We start from the raw sequence: 18,311 nt of genomic DNA, 5'->3' as shown, positions 1-18,311 counted from the left end.
TCCCCTAGCCGATAAACCTGACGGCGGCCTGGCTGACGTCGGGCGTTTGGGCGGTGAGAAACGCCTGTAAGCGTTCGATCAGCGGCCGTTTCGCCGACTCCGCCGGCCAAACCAGATAGTAACCGTCGCCGGTGCGCACGGCGGCGTCACAAGGCAGCGCCAATAACCCCTCCTCAATGGTTCGCAGGCTCAGCGCCAGATCCCCGATCGAGATGCCGTGCCCGGCGATGGCTGCGGCGTTGCCCTGTTCCAGCGAATCAAATACCTGGCCGCGTGCAAGATCGATCGGGGCCGCGATGCCGCTTTTTTGCAGCCAGCGCCGCCAGTCGCGCCGATCGGGCGAAGGGTGGATCAGCGGGCAGGCGGCGAGATCGCGCTGCCCGTCGGCGAGCAGCGCGGGGGCGCAAATCGGGATTAGCCATTCGTCGAACAGCTTGGCGGCGGCGGTGTTGGCGCCGAAATGACCGTTGCCGAGCAGGATGGCGCAGTCGTAGGGTTCGCTGAAAAAATCCACGCTGTCGATGTCCATCCAGACGCTGGCTGCCTGCACGTCGAACGCCTGCGCCGTTTGCCTGAACCGGCTCAGGCAGTCCAGCAGCCAGCGCATGGTCAGGGTGGAGGGCGCCTTCAGCCGCAGCAGATCGCGGTGGCTTCTGAACAGCTCGCAGGCTTGCTCGATGCGGCCAAACCCTTGCTGCAGCTCGGCGGCGAAGATTTTCCCCTGCGGCGTGACCTCGATACGCGGGCCGTTGCGCTGGAACAGCCGGCAGCCGAAGTGCTGCTCCAGCGTTTTGATGTGCTTGCTGACCGCGCTCGGGGTGAGATGCAGCTCCTCGGCGGCCAGCGTGAACGAGCCGGTGCGGGCGGCGCTTTCGAAGGCGCGCAGGGCGTAAAGCGGCGGAAGGGAACTGGCCATCGCGGCGTCTCTAATAATGAGTCTGATTCACAGTAAACGACAGGATTACTCCTTTTTCAAGGCGGGGGCGGCGGCATGATAATGGCGCGACGCCAACTGACTGAATGTGAGTGAAATAAAGATGAACCTGTCGTTACTGGCGGCGTATTTCGCCGCCATTTTGTTGCTGATCGCCACGCCGGGGCCGGTGGTGGCGATGGTGGCCAACACCGCAGCGCGCTTTGGCGCCCGGCGTGCGCTGTTGACCGCGCTGGGCAGCAACGGGGCCTCCTTGTTGCTGATCGGCATCGCCGCGCTGATTATCACCGGGCTGTTCGCCGTGGATATGCGCATGCTGCAGTGGGTAGGCCTGCTGGGTTGCCTGTTTATCGGCCGTATGGCGATCGTCTCGCTGTATGAGGATTTATCCGCGCGACCCCCCGATGCGCAGCCCGTTGCGCCGCCGCAAAAACGCTCGGCGATCCTGAACGGTTTTCTGGTGGGCATCGCCAACCCCAAAGACATTGTCTTCTTCGTCGCCTTTTTCCCGCAGTTTATCGCCGTCACTCCCTCGATCGGCACCAGCCTGACGCTGCTGACCGCGCTGTGGGTGCTGGCGGACTTCGCCATCTTGCTGACCTATATCACCCTGCTGTCGGGAATGGCGCTGCAGCACGCGCGGCGGGCGATCTCTGTCCTGTCGGCGTCGCTGCTGTTGGGGGTGGCGGTAGTGGGAGCGGGGTATGCGCTGTGGGGGCTGTTCGGCTGAAGCCGCATAAAAAACGCCGGTCGGGAAACCGGACCGGCGTTTTATCGTGGCATTTAAGCCGCGCCGGTCGGCTGCGGCGTGGGGTCGCCGTTGCGGCGTTTGCCGAGGAACAGCGCCACCAGCGTCAGCCAGCACAGGCCGCTGATGAGGTTGAACAGGTTGAACAGCCCGCTGCCGCCCCAGACGTAGGCGACCTTGGCCAGTTCGATGCCGACGGTGAACACCATCATGCTCAGCATGCCCATGGTGGCTGACACCGTGCCCTTGCTGACGTTGCTGGAGAACAGCGTCAGGCGATACAGCCCGGCGTTGGCGAGGCCAATGCCGAAGGCGTACAGGCTCAGGCCGGCGGTCATCCACAGGTAGGCGTGGCTGGAGAACTGGGTCGCCAGCGCGGCGATCAGCAGCCCCAACAGCATTGGGCCTGCGCCCAGCTTAATCAAACGCTCTACGCTGTTTTTGCCGGTCAGGCGCGCCAGCGTCAGGTTGCCGAGGATCAGCGCGCCGAACACCGGGATTTGCAGCAGGCCGTAGTCCAGCGTCGACAGCGACTCACCGCTGATCAGGATCACCGGCGACTGGGCGATCCAGGCCAGCAGCGGCAGGCTGGCGAAACCGATCGCCAGCGCGCCGCACAGGAAGCGGCGGTTGCCTAACACCTGGCGGTAGTCGCGCCACAGGTTGGCGGCGGAAAACGCCTCGCCCTGCAGCGTGGCGGTTTCCGGCATCGCTTTCCACAGGCCGTAGAAGGCGATGGCCGCCAGCGCGGCGAACAGCACGAACATGCTCTGCCACGGCGCGACGTGGATCAGCGCCGCGCCGGCCAGCGGCCCGAGCAGCGGGGCGATCAGCGCCACGTTGGCCATCAGCGCGGTGATTTTGATGCACACCGATTCTTCAAACGACTCCTGAATGGTGGCGTAGCCGACGGCACCGATAAAGCACAGGCCGATGCCCTGCAGGAAACGCATGGCGATGAACTGTTCGATGGTGGTGACCAGCAGGATCGCCAGGCAGGCGACGATAAAGAACGCCACCCCGGCCAGCATCACCGGGCGACGGCCGCGGCGATCCGACAGCGGCCCGAGCAGCCACTGCAGGAAGATGCCGCCGGCCAGATAGGCGGTCATCGAGGTGGGTACCCACTCTTCGCCGGCGTTGAAATCCGCCACGACGGCCAGCATGCCCGGCTGAATCATATCGTTGCCGATATAGGTGGCGAACTCGAACAGCACCAGACAAAGAGGGAATAAAAGCGCCTGTCGGCCCAAACGTGCCGCAGGTGGTAATGTCGTTTTCATATTATTGTACTGATAGTAAAAGAGAAAAAGGAACTGCCAGGGCGGGAAGCGCAAACTGAGCGAGTTGTGGCGGCTATTTTGCCGCCAATTGTTCACCTTCGCAATAATAAGGTGTTGTTTAAGTGCATTCTGATATTTCGCTTTTGGGTTGTCGCCGAACGCCGTGCCCGATAACCTCTTCTTAACATATCAATATGACACAAGATCGGGCGAGCGTTTGAGCGAGAAAATCGGCTGGATAGACAACCTGCGGGCGATGGCGTGCATGATGGTGGTGATGATCCACGCCACCACCTATTACGTCACCAACGGCGCGGCGATAGGGCTGCACAATTGGGATATCGCCAACGTGCTGAACTCGCTGTCGCGCGTGTCGGTGCCGCTGTTTTTCATGATTTCCGGCTACCTGTTCTTCGGCGACAAGAGCGCCGGCCGGCGGCATTTCACCCGTATCGCCTGCTGCATTCTGTTCTACAGCGCCATCGCGCTGATCTATATCGCGGCCTTTACCAAGATCGGCTTCTGGCCGTCGCTGCGCGCCATCCTGCAAAAGCCGGTGTTTTATCATCTGTGGTTTTTCTATGCCATTGCGGTGATTTACCTGCTGTCGCCGCTGATCAGCGTCAAGCCGGTGTCGCGCCGTTACCTGGCCGCCGCGCTGGTGGTGTTGGCGGCGATCGCCAACCCGAATACCGACAAGCTGACCTTCGGCAACGTGAACCTGCTGCCGGTTAACCTGTATATCTACGGCGATACCTTCTACTACCTGCTGTATGCGCTGGCCGGGCGGGCGATTGGCATGATGGAGGCGCGCGGGCGCGTCGTGGGCTGGCTGGCGGCGCTGGGATTTGCGCTGTGCGTGGCGCTGATCGCGCGCGGCACCAAGCACCAGCTGTTCATCAACGGCAACTTCGCCGATACCTACTATATCTACAGCGGCCCGCTGGTGTTTATGGCGGCGGTGGCGCTGCTGGTGTGGGTGAAACACTGTCTGCCGCAGCCGATCGGCTGGCTGAGCGCGTTCTCCCGCCATTCGCTGGCGATCTACGGTTTTCACGCCCTGATCGTCAACGTGATGCGCAGCCGGCACCTGGATTTCACCGGCCACCCGCTGCTGGATATCTTCTGGGTGTTCGGCGTGGCGCTGGGGCTCAGCCTGCTGCTGTCTGTCGGCCTGCAGCGGCTGGATACCCGCCGGCTGGTATCATAGCGGCGAACGCTGGCGCTGCTGGGCGCGGCGCAGCTGCCGCCCGGAAGAAAAGCCGGCCGCCAGCGCGGCCTTCTCCAACCCATATCCTTGCTGCAGGCGCTGTTGCGCCACCGCCAGCCGCAGCTGCTCATGGTATTCCCGCACGCTGATGCCGACGTAGCTGCGAAACAGCCGCGCCAGGTGGCGGCTGCTGACGTGCGCTTTTTCCGCCACCTGCGGCACCGACCAGTCGGCCTCCGGCTCGGCGGCCATCACGTCCTGCGCGCGGTGCACCGCCGGGTGCAGGTGGTTGCGGTAGCGCAGCCAGGGCGACAGCTGCGGATCGTCCCCCGCGCGGCGGAAATAGACCACCATATCGCGGGCGACGTCGCGCGCCCGGCCGGAGCCGCAGTGGCGGTGCACCAGGTGCAGCGCCAAATCGATGCCGGTGGTGATGCCCGCGCTGGTGTAGACGCCGCGATCTTCGACGAAGATACGGTTCTCTTTCACCTGCGCCGCCGGCGCCTGCCGGCGGATACGCTCGATAACGTCGTGGTGGGTGGTGCACTGATAGCCGTCGAGCAGCCCGGCCTGCGCCGCCAGCAGCGCGCCGGAGCAGATGCACACCAGGGTGATGCGCTGCCGCTGCAGATCGGGCCGCAGCGTCGCCAGCCAGCGACGCGCCTGCTCGGCCTCTTCCCCGGCGAAATAGCGCTGCGAATCGCCGACGCCCGGCAGCACCAGGATGGCGCCGTCTTCCAAGCGTTCGGGCAACGGCTGCAGGCCGCTCAGCGTCATGCCGATGGAGCAGATGATCTGTGGCGACGGGCTGAGATAACGCAGGCTGAACTGCCCCGCGAGGCGCAGGGTTTCCGCCGGGCCGCTGACGTCCAGCGACAGCACATTGGGCAACAGCAGAAAATAGACGGCCTGCGACATGGTTACTCCTGTGCGAGTTGCGCCAGCGCCTCATCCACGCTGGCGATGCGGGCGAAACGATCGACCAGTACGGTTTCAGTATGCCGCTTCAGCTGCGCGGGGGTAAAGACTTCGCCGTCGGGATGGCGCATCGGGAAGGTCAGCGTCGCCTCGGTGACGAAGGTCACCCGATAACCGAGATCGGACGCCACCCGGGTGGTGGTTTCGCAGCACTGCTCGGTACGGATGCCGGAGACGATCAGGTGGTTGATATCCCGCTCGCGCAGCCAGGCGTCGAGGCCGGATTCGGTCAGCGCATTGTGCACATGCTTATGCACGGTGATATCCGCCTGGTGGGTGAGGAACGGCAGGCGCTGCACGTGGCCTGATGCCAGCGAGAACGGCCCCTGCGGCGAAACGTGCAGCACGTCGACCAGCGCCGCGCCGCGTTGTTGGCAGCCCGCGATCAGGCGGGTCAGCGCCTGCTGAAACGCCGGCAGATCGTCCTCCTGCCAGAATGGACGGTGCTGGAATGATTGCTGGACATCGATGATCAATAACGCGCTCTGTGACATTTTCGGCCCTCCGCCAGTGTGTGTAGCGACCATCTTGCGCCGCGCCTTACTCTGGCAGAAGGCCAAAAACGGCCATCATGATGACAACAGCGGACCGACCTTAGGCTTTGCTCACCTGGCCGGCCACCAGACGCCCCTGATGGAAGGTGGCGCTGCGCGCCGGCAGGCGGGCGACCGCCTCGGCGGAACAGCTGGCGTTGACCAGCACGAACTCGGCGGCGTCGCCGGCTTTCGGCCAGGCGCGCTGGCCCTTATCGTCCAGCGGCAGCACGCCGCCGGTGGAGATGGCCATGGCGCGCGACAGGTGATACTCGTCGGAGCCGCGGTACAGCTGGGCATACAGGTTAGCCTTCTCCAGAATGTCGCCGGTGCCGAACGGCGACCAGTGGTCGATCACGCTGTCGGTGCCGGTCATCACGAACACCCCTTTGTCGCTGAGCTGCGGCAGCGGCATCATCAGGCCGCCGATCGGCACCGTAGAGGCGATGGTGATCTGCTGCGCCGCCAACCGGGTGGCGGTTTCCGCCAGTTCGCCCGGCGTCAGCGTAGTCAGGGCGAACGCGTGGCTGATGGTGACCTTGCCGCGCAGCGCCGGGTTTTGCTCCACGGTGGCGATCATGTAGTTAATGGCGGCGACCCCGGCCGGGCTGGTCTCATGCAGGTGGATATCCACGCCTTTGCCGGTATCGAGGGCGATCTGGAACATGGCGTCCAGCGATTTCTCCATTGCGCCGTCGACGTTGGTCGGATCGAGCCCGCCGACGTACTGCACGCCCATCTGCATCGCTTCGCGCATCAGCGCATCGACCCTGGAGTGCAGCAAGCCGTGCTGCGGGAAGGCGACGATTTCACAGCTGAAATCCGCCCGGTGGTTTTCCAGCGCGCGCTGCAGGTGCTCCAGGCTTTTCAGGCCGCTGACCGGATCGATATTGCAGTGGCTGCGCGCCACGGTGCTGCCTTTGGACTGCAGCAGGGCGATCAGGTTTTCCGCCCGCTGCTGCGAGGTGGGCAGCAGTTTCGGGATCAGCGTCTGCTCCAGCGCGATCATGTCCATGATGGTCTTGCCCTGGCGCGGGCGCGGCGCCTGCCACGGGCCGCTGTAGAAGGTTTTGTCCAGGTGGATGTGCATGTCGCGGAACGCTGGCAGCAGCAGCTGGCCCTGCGCCTGATAGCGGGGCACGCCGGCGGGCAGGGAGGCGTTGGCGGCGTGAATGGCGGCGATCTTGCCGTCTTTGATCTCCAGCGTGTACAGCGCGGTGCGGGTGCCGATCACCGTTTCGCCGTCGTATTCAAAACCGTCTTCCAGTCGCACCTCACTCAGGCAGTAGTGGCGATCGGTCAGGGTCATCGGTGCCGGTGCGCACTGCCCGTCGCCCGGTGACGCGGCCTGCGCCATGCCGCCCGTCAGGCCGATCACCGCGCAGGCGGTGGTGAGTTTGCCGGTTTGGCTGAGGAAGGCTCTGCGGCCCGGTTGTTGAGGGTTTTCCACGTTCGGTTCCTTAATCCAGAGGTGAGGGGTGAAACATCCCCCAATTTAGGAGAGGAACCGGCCGGTTGGCAGCGACATTTGCCACTGGTGACTATTCGATTTGGTAATGATCGGCGTCTGCCGGCGTTTATTTCAACCCGCAAAACACCGCCAGCCGCTGGGCCAGCGCCAGCGTGGCGGCGGGGGCGCCATCGCGGTAATAGAGCGCCAGTTCGAAGCTGTCTATCGGCGGTAATCCTTCGGCTTCGCCCAGCACCCGATGCGTGGGCAGGCGGCAGCCGGCCGGCAGCAGGGTGACGCCCAGCCCGGCGGCGGAAGCGGCGGTCAGCGCCGCCAGGCTGGCGCTGCTGTAACCGATGCGCCAGCGTTTGCCGAGGGTGTCCAGCGCCTGGCACAGCTCGTCGCGGTACAGGCCGCTGAGCGGAAACACCGCCAGCGGCACCGGCGATTGCTCGATGGCCGGGAAGGCCAGGCTGTCCAGCCACAGCAGCGGTTCCGGCCGCGCGGCGCGCGGCGGTTGCCGGCGGCGCTGTTTCACCAGGATCAGATCCAGCTCTTCACGCGCGTAGGCGCTGTGCAGATCGGCGCTCAGGCCGCTGGCGACGTCCAGCCGCAGGTGCGGGTGCTCACGGCTGAAGTCGGCCAGCAGCTCGGTGGTGGGCACGGCGAAATCTTCCGGCATGCCGATCCGCAGCACGCCGTCGCGCCAGATGCCGGTCAGCGCGTCGTGGGCTTCCTCATTCAGCGCGATGATGCGGCGCGCGTAGCTCAACAGCTTCACGCCTTCTTCGGTCAGCAGCACCTGATGCGAGGAGCGCTCAAACAGCGGCTTGCCCAGCATCTCTTCCAGCCGGCGCACCTGCTGGCTAACGGTGGACTGCGACAAAAACACCCGCTCTGCGGCGCGGGTGAAGCTGTTGCTGTCGCACACGGCGACGAAGCTGAGCAGCAGCTGCGGATTGAACATCGGGTAGCGATTCATTTTCCCACTGTTGGCTATTTTATTATTTAATTTCCCAATACTAGCGGCGTTGCCTACAGTAACGCAACGCTGCGGCGATCGCGCTGTGACGCCGCACTCTTCATTTTGCAGTACCAGGAATATACTGTGTTAAATCATTCTGTTAATTCATCCTCTTCGCGCCGCTGGTTCAACCCTCTGCTGCTGGCGCTGGTGTTGATCGGCCTGAACATGCGGCCGTTGTTGACCTCGATCGGCCCGTTGCTGCCGACGCTGCGCCAGGCTACCGGGCTGAGCTTTGGCGGCGCGGCGCTGCTGACCACGCTGCCGGTTTTGATGATGGGCCTGATGGCGTTGGCGGGTGGCGCCATCAACCGGCTATTCAGCGAACGCAGCGCCGTGGCGTTAAGTTTGTTGGCGATCGGGCTGGGCGCGCTCTGGCGCGAACTGGCCCCCGGCAGCGTGCAGCTGCTGATGAGCGCGGTGCTGGGCGGGCTCGGCATCGGGGTGATCCAGGCGGTGATGCCCGGCATCATCAAGCATCATTTCCTCAAAAGCATGGCGCTGGTGGCCGGGCTGTGGTCGGCGGCGCTGATGGGCGGCGGCGGGTTGGGCGCGGCGATCACCCCGTGGTTGATGAGTGTGGGGCACGACTGGCACAGCGCGCTGGCCTGGTGGGCATTGCCGGCGCTGGTGGCGCTGCTGGCCTGGTGGCCGGTCAGCCGCGGGCTGTCACGCCTGAGCGCGGCGGGTGAAAACCGCGGGCCAAGCCTGCTGCGCAACCGGCGCGCCTGGCTGCTCGGCGCCTATTTCGGCCTGATCAACGGCGGCTATACCAGCCTGATCGCCTGGCTGCCGCCGTATTACATGCAGCTCGGTTGGCAGCCGCAGGCCAGCGGTTCGCTGCTGGCGTTGATGACCTTCGGCCAGGTCGTAGGCGCGCTGCTGCTGCCGGCGCTGGCGCGCAATCATGACCGGCGGCCGCTGCTGCTGCTGGCGTTGATGATGCAACTGATCGGCTTTATCGGCTTGATTTACCTGCCGCAGACGCTGCCGTGGCTGTGGGTGCTGCTCTCCGGGCTGGGGCTGGGCGGCGCGTTCCCGCTGTGCCTGGTGCTGGCGCTCGATCACCTGCATCAGCCGGCGGCGGCCGGGCGACTGGTGGCCTTTATGCAGGGCGTCGGCTTCCTGCTGGCGGGCGTGACGCCCTACCTTTCCGGCCTGCTGCGCGACTACAGCGGCGGCTTCGTGCTGGACTGGCAGATCCATGCGCTGCTGGTGGTGGTGCTGATCGTCATCACCTGGCGCTTCCATCCGCACAGCTACCGGCGGGCGTTCGCCGAATAATATTTCTGTCATTGCCGCTCCCTATAGTGACGTTGCTTTTACTTCTGGGCGATAACAACGAAAAGGGACCATGACATGCACAACACCAAAACCCGGCTGGCGCTGCTGGTCGGCTGCATGGCGCTGAGCGCCAACCTGTGGGCCGACGCGCAGCCGGTGCAGGCGACGCTGGCCGGGCATGCGCTGCTGCCGGTGAAATCCGCCGTTTCCACACCGAAGGATGCGCCGAGCGATCTGCAGCAGAGCGGCAAGTACACCAGCGGCAAACGCGTCACCGAGCTGGGCAGCGTGGCGGGCAAATCCGCCGATCGCCTGACCGGCCTCGGCCTGCCGATCGACGGTCAGCCGCTGCAGGGCCACTCCGGCATCAAACACATGCCCGACGGCACCTACTGGGTGCTGACCGACAACGGCTTCGGCAGTAAGGCCAATTCGCCGGACGCCATGCTGTACCTCAATCACTACAAGATCGATTTTAAAGACGGCACGGTCGCGCCGCTGAAGACGGTTTTCCTGCACGATCCGGATAAAAAGGTGCCGTTCCACATCATCAACGAGAGCACCGAGAAGCGTTATCTGACCGGCAGCGATTTCGATCCGGAAAGCTTCCAGTTTGCCGACGATGCCTTGTGGATCGGTGAAGAATTCGGCCCTTACCTGATCAAGGCCGACCTGAACGGCAAAGTGCTGGCGGTGTTCGACACCCTGGTGGACGGCAAGGTAGTGAAATCGCCGGACAACCCGACGCTGACCCTGCCGGGCGCGCCGGACGGCAAGCAGAACTTCCAGGTGGCGCGCTCCAAAGGCTTTGAAGGCATGGCCGCCTCGCCGGACGGCAGCAAGCTGTACCCGCTGCTGGAGGGGGCGCTGTGGGACGGTGAGCAGTTCGAGAACGTCGGCGGCAAACGCTACCTGCGGGTGCTGGAGTTCGACGTGAAACAGCAGGCCTGGACCGGCCGCAGCTGGCAGTACGTGCTGGAAGACAACCAGAACGCCATCGGCGACTTCAACATGATCGACGCCACCCACGGGCTGGTGATCGAGCGCGACAACGGCGAAGGCACGCCGGACAAAGCCTGCGCCGCCGGTGCGCCGACCGACAACTGCTTCAGCCAGGTAGCCAAGTTCAAGCGGGTGTATAAAATCGCCTTCTCGGACGCTAACGTCGGCAAACCGGTCGAAAAACTGGGCTATATCGACCTGATGAACATTCAGGATCCGAACAAGCTGGCGCGCAAGCCGCTGAACGACGGCGTGCTGACCTTCCCGTTCTTCACCATCGAGAACGTGGACGTGGTGGACGCCAACCACATCATCGTCGGCAACGACAACAACTTCCCGTTCTCCTCCAGCCGCCAGCCCAATATGGCGGATGACAACGAGTTCATCCTGCTGGACGTGAAGGATTTCCTGAAGTAGCTCCCCCTGGCCGCCGAATCGCCGGCGGCCGCCATTTCCCGCTTAGCGCAGCGAACGAACTGCGCTATAATCAGCGCCTTGCTTCCCTCTTCTCCAAGGAAGATCCTCGTCCCCGGTGGGGCGGCCGGACTTCAAATCCGGTTGGGGCCGCCAGCGGTCCTGGGCAGGTTCGACTCCTGTGATCTTCCGCCACCTTACTGTTTCCACACTTTCTTGAATTCAACGAAATAATATCCGAGCGAATCAGCTTCCAGGAATTTTTTGGGGAAACAACCGTTATTCGGGTAATGAGCTTCGATGGGTTTCTCTGACATACAAGGACATTATTGCACGGTAAGTTAGATTAAAGCGGAGGCGGCATGACAGAGAAACATTTAGCCCAATCCCCGGCAGGTGAATTTGTCATGTTTGCCAGCGGTGATGGAAAGGTGCGCGTTGAATGCCGCTTTGAAAGCGATACTCTGTGGCTATCCCAGACAATGATCTGCGAACTGTACGGCAAAGCTAAAGCGACTATCAGCGAACACATAAAGCATATCTTTGCAGAAGGTGAACGGGTCGAAAATTCAGTTGTTCGGTTTTACCGAACAACTGCCAGCGACGGGAAAAACTATAAAGTTCAATATCTTAGTCTGCCGTTAATACTCGCTGTTGGCTACCGCGCCACAGTGTTCCAACCGTAGGGATACCGAGTGTTTTCACTTTGTTTGGCTATTGATTTCGTGATAAACGATTGCACCGTTTGGGATTTCAGCAGACTGAATCTCCACGCACCGTCGATCAACGAAAGATTGAATTGTGCCCCCACCGCGACAGACGCTTGTGCTTCCGGAAACAGACTCAGGTTAACGTTGCTCCCGGGATCCCTGTCCCCACCATTGTTGCCACCACCAGTATGCCCGCCAGTGTCCTTATTCTTACCTCCCCATGGGTTATTCTCCGAGCTCCAGCCAGAGTGATCGGATGCATCCACACCTCCACCCAACTCCGTCGGCCCACCATTCACCCCACCGCCAGGACCGCGGCTGTCTTTACCATCACCACCACTAATAACTCATCTCCTGTTGAAATCGCATACAAACACTGTATGCACATCCTGTTTTTAGCGAGAGTTAAAGGAGTTTACATGCCATTAACCCAGCTGGTTGTTGTGCTGTATATCAAACAAAACAGAGAGGAGGTTTGGGGTGAATGGGGTTTGAGGGCCAATGGAACGAAAACGTACGTTAAGTAGATAATTAATTGTTTAAGCTGAAATTTAATGCTCTCTACTCTCCCTTCAGAATATCCTCCGGGAGTATGACTGGTTGCAGAAGCTGGAGTGGGAACGGACGCGCAGCCGGGATTAACCCACATTTGTCAGTGTGACAGCTGTCGCAGGCGGCTGCTTTTTTGTGTCACGCTTAGCACATATGAGAATGATTATCATTTGATTGACGGGTTTGAGAGGAGGGTTTAGCATCAAACACTATATATAAACACAGTGTTTGTGTGCAAAATGACAGATATCAAAAAGGAGATTTTATGGAGCATAAATGGGAAGTTAAATACGATCCGTATAATTATAATAACGGGGTGGCACCTGAACCCGGATTATATTGGTAAAACGGATCTTGGAGTTGGGAAAATGGAGAGGAGACCCTGACAGTCACTGCAATTCCGATCCCTGGGTTGGATGAAAAAGTCAAAGAATGTCTGGCCAATAATATTTGTTTTATCTGCGGAAAGAAAAATTGCCCATATATAAAAAACGACAAGCATTATCGTGAATTGCTGGATGCCTGTCGTCGAGGCGATGGTGCGAACGCAAAAAGAATATACATGCAGCAGTTTGCGCCACTTCTCCATGTATTCAGCGGGCAACGTAACGAAGGGTTGCAACGGGAACTGGACGCGCAGGCAAGAGCGAAAGCCGAAGCAGAAGCCCGAAAGGCCGAGGAAGCCCGAAAGGCCGAGGAAGCCCGAAAGGCCGAGGAAGCCCGCAAGGCCGAGGAAGCCCGCAAGGCCGAGGAAGCCCGTAAGGCCGAGGAAGCCCGTAAGGCTTTGTTCGACAAAGCCGGGGTGAAACCCGCTCCCGTGTATACACCGGCGATGGTAGCAGAAGCGAATAAGGCGCTCAAAGCGCCGGGCGCTATGGTGCTGAATCAGACGCCGGGGACGGCGCAGATAGCGTTGGCTGGAGCCGGAGTGTGGACAGCTGCCGGTAATGTGGCAGGCAGTATTACCAACTGGTTCAGTAATGCGCTGTCCAAACTGTCCGTTCCGGCGGTCAGTCCGGGGCTTCTTAAGGCATCGATGGCGACTCTTTGGTTCCATTCAAAACCTGCTGGTCAGGGTAGTGATCAAGTTCCAGGGCGCGACGCTCCTGCGCTGTTTGCGTTTCCGGCGCGGGCTCTGGCGGATGCGAAGGCGATAGAGGCCGGGATGAAAACCGTGAATATGCCGGCGCGTGGGAGTCTGGTGAAGAGCAATGGGCAACTGGCGCTGCAGCTGCTGAAAACCGGTAACGGCGGTATTCCGGCGGCGGTGCAGGTGCTGACGGGGGTGCGTGATCCGAAAACAGGTCTGGACCGTATTACCGTTCCGGCAATTGCCGGTGCAGGCGTCCCTGCGCGGACCATCCTGATTAACCCGGCTCAGCCGCCCTCAGCGCCGTCAAATACCGGCACACCACCGCCTCCGGTCCCAGTGACCCCCGTCCATACTGGCACGGAAGTGAAACCGATGGACACCATCACGGTGACCACGACGCCGGTCGCAGACCACAACGGACTACAGGATTTTATCTACTGGCGTCCGGACGCGGCCGGAACAGGTGTAGAGCCGGTGTATGTGGTGCTGAGTGATCCGCTTGATTCTGGACGATTTACACGTAAACAATTGGATAGAAAATATCTCAAACATGCTAGTGATTTTGGGGTTAGTGACACGAAGAAAAATCGTGAAACGTTGACTAAGTTCAGGGATGCTATTGAGGCGCATTTGGCGGATAAAGGAACTGTGGAGAAAGGGACTTACCTTCATGAAAAAGGATCAAAAGTATTCTTTAATCCAAAAACAAATAACGTCGTTATTTTGAAGGAAAATGGTGACTTTATATCTGGGTGGCATTTAACTGTGGGAACACCGTAATATGAGGTTTACATTAAAACGGGGAGTTTGAAATGAGTATTAAATTAATTGATTTGACGAAAGATTTAGTGTCATCCAAGGTTTCACCTGAAGATTTTGAATCTCGCTTTTTTAAGTTATGGCGAGATGAGGGTAATTCAGGGGTACTGGCAAAGGATAGCAAGGAGATTAGTGGGTGTTTATACGAAATTTTTGATCTGGCTGAGCGGTACACATCAGATCCTGATCGTTCATCAATTGAAATTGATGAAAAAACGCTGAAAAAAGAAGCTGAAGTAACATTGAGAAAATTTAAATTCATCTGAGAATTCTTTGAATATGTTCTTTGCGCCATCCGAACGGGTGGCGTTTTTTATGCATGCAATTCGATGGGGGGAGACGGGGCCTGACGCTCAGTGGAACGAAAACTCACGTTAAGATATTTTCTGCCTTTGACGCCGCTTTTAACGGCCTCAGATGTCCTTGGGGTTTGAGGGGCAACCGTACGAAAACGTGCGGCAAGCTAAAAATGAACGTCTGAAAAATCGATTAGCAGACAAAGCTGTCCGTTAAATGCCAATTTTCGATTAAAAAGACACCATTTTAAGGGCATTTTTCTATGCCTATTATTTTTATATATCAGATAGTTACTTCGCTAACGTACAATCTCGTTCCATTGGCCCTCAAACCCCTGAATAAACTCGCCGACATGACAACAGATAGCATTAAATGTGCATATTAAAAAATTGTTACATTGCCATTGTTGGTTTCTCTTCATAAGCCTCAAGCGCCTTTGAAACCGAAGAAGTTGTCGTCATAAGGTGAGGAATACCGACAAGATAGAGGGCTGAAACCTAACAGGGGATTTATCACGCCTTCAATTAGCTAAAATCGAACGGTCAAAATATGAGCTTAACGTACAATAATTTTCGATATCCAAACTGACCCTTAAACCCCACAAGTAAAATCATTTGGGGGCATAATAGGGGGCATGGTTCAAAATCTAACTTGATAAAACTGAGTAAATTCAAATGAATTGGCTATCAAATGCGACTCCTGTGATGTCCGGTAGGGGTAATTTGCTTCCTTCCTTTTGTGAGAGCACGGCTTGTGTGGGTAGAGAAAATTTAGCGTACGATCAGCGAAACGGAACCCCATTGCCATAGACTGAGTTGTGCGGTTTGGTGGTGAAGTTAAAAGTAAATTCACGATCCTTCACTGGCTGACCGCGTTCAAAGCGCCAGCTTTTCATGGCAGTCAGCACCGGCTCGTCAAAGATCCCGGCGGGTTTCGCCTGCATAATACGCACATGGCTGACCGTGCCGTCGTGCTCGATATCATATTTCACCTTGACGATGCCATTGGTGTTTTTCAACAGGGCCTGTTCAGGGTAAACGGGAGCCGTTTTAATGAGAGCTTTGGGGGACGGTGCGGCACCGAGCGCCAGCGCAGGCGTCAAACACAGTAGCAGGAGGGCGACAAACGTATGTTTTTTCATGTCATAATCCATTGGTTAAAAAGATAGCAAATACAATGTAAGACCGTGAGCTCCTCCTAATAGAGCGGAACTCAAGATACTGATTTTTTAACTAATTGAATAATTAATGCTTTCATCGAATATACCGAGTATGCGCAGGGCTTCGGCAAAATGCCATATTACCGGCTTATCTGGCAGGCGTATTTGGGTTCTGCCGCGAGCGTCTTCTCTCCCCAACACCTAACCCCTCACTCCCTTTGCAAAAAGAACTGCTTGATGGTCTGCCGCAGCCAGCGGTGCGCCGGATCGCGATCCAGGCGCGGATGCCAGGCCTGCACGATAAACACCGATTCCAGCTCGAGCGGCAGCTCGATCTCAGCCAACGGCAGGTGGATGTTGCTTACTCCCTGCAGCACGTGGCGCGGTAGCGGCAGGATAAAGTCTGATTTCATGGTTAGCATCATCGCCGAATGGAAGCCCGGCAGGGTCAGGGCGACGTTGCGCTGCAGGCCAAGATCGCGCAGCGCGTCGTCGATCGGCCCCTGCGTGCGCCCGCGGCGAGAAACGCTGATATGCGGGTAATGGGTCAGGGTTTCGGGCGTTACCTGGCCGATGATCGGGTGACCAGGGCGCACCAGCGCCTGAAAGGTGCTGGTGAACAGGCTCTGCGTCTTAATTTCCGGGTGCCAGTCGCGTGAGGAACCGATCACCAGATCCACCTTGCCGCTGCGCAGCGCGTCATCTTCGCCGTCGCTTTCGGCGATAAACTTCAGGCCGCTTAACGGCGCCATGTCCCGCAGCGTCTCCAGCAAGCCGCCCGCCAGCGCGCCGATAAAAATGTCGTTGGCGCGAATGGTGAAGGTTCGGGTCAGCTTGCCGGGCTCGAAGGATTCACTCGGCGCGATCAGCGCGGCGGCCTGTTCGATGATATCGCCGAGCTGGCGTTTCAACTCCAGCGCGCGCGGCGTCGGCACCAGATGCTTGCCGGCCCTGACCATGATCGGATCGTCGAACTGCCGGCGGATGCGCCCCAGAATGCGGCTCATCGCCGGGGCGCTCAGATTCATCTTCTCGGCGGCGCCGCTCACGCTGCCTTCTTCCAGCAGCAGATTCAGCGCATAGATCAGGTTGAAATCAATTTTTTGCGGCATGGCCTCTCCGGTGGTGGTGCGCTCAATGGATTGCGTTTTGTGCAACTAGTTAATTACATCATTTCATTTTAAACAATCGAAATAAGCCCGGATACTGCCCACGACAACAAAGATTGAGGCTGAAACAGCAGGAGTGGGGAATGGTTGAGGTGTCTGTTACGCCGCACCACAAAAATCGATGGCTCGCCAGCGCCGGCGAAATCAACGGCCGCACCTGGCTGGGGCTGTTCGGCGTGTTTTTGGCGGTGATGGCCAGCGGCGTGGGGGAAAACGCCAGCAAGTTCGCGCTGGCGGATATACAGGGCGGCATGCTGCTGAGCTTCGATGCCGGCAGTTGGCTGACCACCTGTTACGTCACCGGCTTTGTGATCGGTTCCGGGTTCACGCCCTGTTTTTGGCCGACCTTTTCGCTGCGCCGGGTGGCGTTGACGATGTGCGGCATTTACCTGGCCGGTGGGCTGCTGACGCCCTGGCTGGGAGAACAGTATGGCGTGCTGCTGGCGGTGCGCAGCCTGCAGGGCTTCGCCGGCGGCGCGTTGCCGCCGATGCTGATGACGGTGGTGCTGCGTTTTATGCCGCCGCTGATCAAGGTGCTGGGGCTGGGTGCCTACGGCTGGGTCTCCGCCTGGAGCGCCACGCTGGGCGCCACCGCCGCCGCCTTCGCCTTTCACTGGGGTTGGAGCGGGTACTTCTACTGGAACCTGCCGCTGATGGCGATCGCTGCGGTGTGTATCGGCTACGGTCTGCCGCAGGATCCGCTGCGGCTGGAGCGCCTGCGGCAGTTCAACTGGCGCGGCCTGCTGCTCGGCGGCGTGGCGCTCGGCATGCTGACGGTGGGCATTTCACAGGGGGAGCGCCTCGACTGGCTGAACTCGCCGCTGATCTACGTTTTATTATTGGGTGGCGGCGGATTATTGGCGTTATTTCTGATTAACGAATGGTATCACCCGCTGCCTTTTTTCAATTTGCAGCTATTAAGCAAAAGGAATTTGTCCTTCTCCTTAATTACGCTGGGTGGCGTGCTGTTAATTATGGTGTCGCTGGTCAATATCACGTCGGGATATTTAGCCGCGATTCAGGGCTATCGTCAGGAACAAACTTCCGACTTAATGCTGTGGGTGGCGTTGCCGCAATTAATTACGCTGCCGATTGTTGCCATGATATGCAATACGCCGCGGGTGGATTGCCGCTGGGTGCTGGCGATCAGCCTGCTGTTGATGGCCACCGCCTGCGTGCTGGCGGCTCAGCTGACGCCGGAATGGAACGGCGACACGTTTCGCGTTATCGCGCTGTTGCAGGCGGTCGCTCAACCGATGGCGATCATCCCGTTGCTGATGCAGGCGACCGGTGGGCTGTTGCCGACCGACGGGCCGTTTGCGGCGGCCTGGTTCAACGCGGTGAAGGGTTTCGCCGCCACCGCAGCCGGCGGCGCCATCGCGCTGCTCAGCCGGCAGCGCGGGGACTATCACGCCGGCACGATCGCCGACGGTTTTGGCTCGGCCTACAGCCGCGCATCGGGGTCGGCGGAGCAGTTGGCGCAGCTTGCCGCCCGGCAGGGCCACGTGCTGGCCAGCGCCGATCTTTATCTGTTGGTTGCCGGCCTGGCGTTATTACTGACCGCGCTGATTTTATTTATGCCGACCCGTATTTATCCGCCGCGTTCGGTCGCCGCCTGACATTTTATCATCAGAAATAAATATTAAGTGGAG

At 59.6% G+C, this 18,311-nt stretch carries 15 protein-coding genes, 1 tRNA gene and 1 pseudogene; 9 read left to right on the top strand and 8 right to left on the bottom strand.

All coding sequences use genetic code 11. The features are described 5' to 3' along the window. Positions 1–4: 4 nt before the first annotated feature. Positions 5–916 (bottom strand): LysR family transcriptional regulator, encoded by a 912-nt coding sequence (locus tag EKL15_RS22180; RefSeq protein ID WP_100396607.1) that lies wholly within the window; start codon positions 914–916, stop codon positions 5–7. A 121-nt stretch (positions 917–1,037) separates the two neighbouring features. Between EKL15_RS22180 and EKL15_RS22175 the strand changes: the two genes are divergently transcribed. Further along, positions 1,038–1,664, top strand: a complete 627-nt coding sequence (locus EKL15_RS22175; protein ID WP_047729542.1) for a LysE family translocator — start codon at positions 1,038–1,040, stop codon at positions 1,662–1,664. Between the two features lie 53 nt (positions 1,665–1,717). Here EKL15_RS22175 and EKL15_RS22170 read toward each other — a convergent pair whose 3' ends face one another. Further along, positions 1,718–2,965 carry an MFS transporter gene (locus tag EKL15_RS22170; RefSeq protein ID WP_038875940.1) on the bottom strand — a complete coding sequence of 416 codons (1,248 nt, stop codon included), beginning with the start codon at positions 2,963–2,965 and terminating at the stop codon, positions 1,718–1,720. A gap of 217 nt (positions 2,966–3,182) precedes the next feature. Here EKL15_RS22170 and EKL15_RS22165 point away from each other — a divergent pair, with 217 nt between their 5' ends. Then, positions 3,183–4,175: an acyltransferase gene (locus tag EKL15_RS22165; RefSeq protein ID WP_100396606.1), complete on the top strand. Its 993-nt coding sequence runs from the start codon at positions 3,183–3,185 to the stop codon at positions 4,173–4,175. Here EKL15_RS22165 and EKL15_RS22160 read toward each other — a convergent pair. The 4 genes from EKL15_RS22160 to EKL15_RS22145 form a co-directional block, all read right to left on the bottom strand. Continuing rightward, positions 4,170–5,093, bottom strand: a complete 924-nt coding sequence (locus EKL15_RS22160) for a GlxA family transcriptional regulator (protein ID WP_203090400.1) — start codon at positions 5,091–5,093, stop codon at positions 4,170–4,172. The genes EKL15_RS22165 and EKL15_RS22160 overlap by 6 nt on opposite strands. Positions 5,094–5,095: 2 nt before the next feature. Then, on the bottom strand, positions 5,096–5,647 hold the full coding sequence (locus tag EKL15_RS22155; protein WP_060441240.1) for an isochorismatase family protein: 552 nt from the start codon (positions 5,645–5,647) through the stop codon (positions 5,096–5,098). 100 nt (positions 5,648–5,747) lie between these two features. Beyond that, positions 5,748–7,136, bottom strand: coding sequence for an amidohydrolase family protein (locus EKL15_RS22150; RefSeq protein ID WP_100396605.1), 1,389 nt, complete (start codon positions 7,134–7,136; stop codon positions 5,748–5,750). Positions 7,137–7,263: 127 nt separating this feature from the next. Next, entirely contained in the window at positions 7,264–8,118 is an 855-nt protein-coding gene (locus EKL15_RS22145; RefSeq protein ID WP_070914487.1) for a LysR family transcriptional regulator, read from the bottom strand. A 126-nt stretch (positions 8,119–8,244) separates the two neighbouring features. Between EKL15_RS22145 and EKL15_RS22140 the strand changes: the two genes are divergently transcribed. The 6 genes and pseudogenes from EKL15_RS22140 (at position 8,245) to EKL15_RS22115 (ending at position 14,300) form a co-directional block, all read left to right on the top strand. Then, on the top strand, positions 8,245–9,444 hold the full coding sequence (locus tag EKL15_RS22140; RefSeq protein ID WP_100396603.1) for a cyanate transporter: 1,200 nt from the start codon (positions 8,245–8,247) through the stop codon (positions 9,442–9,444). Between the two features lie 75 nt (positions 9,445–9,519). Further along, positions 9,520–10,863, top strand: coding sequence for an esterase-like activity of phytase family protein (locus EKL15_RS22135; RefSeq protein ID WP_049274344.1), 1,344 nt, complete (start codon positions 9,520–9,522; stop codon positions 10,861–10,863). Between the two features lie 97 nt (positions 10,864–10,960). Continuing rightward, positions 10,961–11,055: transfer RNA gene (locus EKL15_RS22130), tRNA-Sec, on the top strand. Positions 11,056–11,222: 167 nt separating this feature from the next. Next, positions 11,223–11,525 (top strand): annotated as a pseudogene (locus EKL15_RS22125) (hydroxyacid dehydrogenase); the annotation flags it as partial. 1,009 nt (positions 11,526–12,534) lie between these two features. Then, entirely contained in the window at positions 12,535–13,995 is a 1,461-nt protein-coding gene (locus EKL15_RS22120) for an S-type pyocin domain-containing protein (protein ID WP_238423753.1), read from the top strand. A 32-nt stretch (positions 13,996–14,027) separates the two neighbouring features. Then, positions 14,028–14,300: a colicin immunity domain-containing protein gene (locus EKL15_RS22115; RefSeq protein WP_072270057.1), complete on the top strand. Its 273-nt coding sequence runs from the start codon at positions 14,028–14,030 to the stop codon at positions 14,298–14,300. Between the two features lie 812 nt (positions 14,301–15,112). On the opposite strand, the gene EKL15_RS22110 is transcribed toward EKL15_RS22115, so the two are convergent. Both EKL15_RS22110 and EKL15_RS22105 read right to left on the bottom strand, forming a co-directional pair. Further along, the gene (locus tag EKL15_RS22110; protein WP_052133472.1) at positions 15,113–15,472 is read right to left on the bottom strand and encodes a TonB family protein; all 360 of its coding nucleotides are present in this window, start codon (positions 15,470–15,472) and stop codon (positions 15,113–15,115) included. A 227-nt stretch (positions 15,473–15,699) separates the two neighbouring features. Then, positions 15,700–16,602, bottom strand: a complete 903-nt coding sequence (locus tag EKL15_RS22105; RefSeq protein WP_100396625.1) for a LysR family transcriptional regulator — start codon at positions 16,600–16,602, stop codon at positions 15,700–15,702. A 140-nt stretch (positions 16,603–16,742) separates the two neighbouring features. On the opposite strand from EKL15_RS22105, the gene EKL15_RS22100 reads away from it, so the two are divergent. Further along, positions 16,743–18,278: an MFS transporter gene (locus EKL15_RS22100; protein ID WP_100396601.1), complete on the top strand. Its 1,536-nt coding sequence runs from the start codon at positions 16,743–16,745 to the stop codon at positions 18,276–18,278. Positions 18,279–18,311: the final 33 nt, after the last annotated feature.

This window comes from Serratia sp. 4542, from assembly GCF_016805595.1.
Classification (GTDB): domain Bacteria; phylum Pseudomonadota; class Gammaproteobacteria; order Enterobacterales; family Enterobacteriaceae; genus Serratia; species Serratia nevei.
This window is presented reverse-complemented; position numbering and strand designations above follow the sequence as displayed.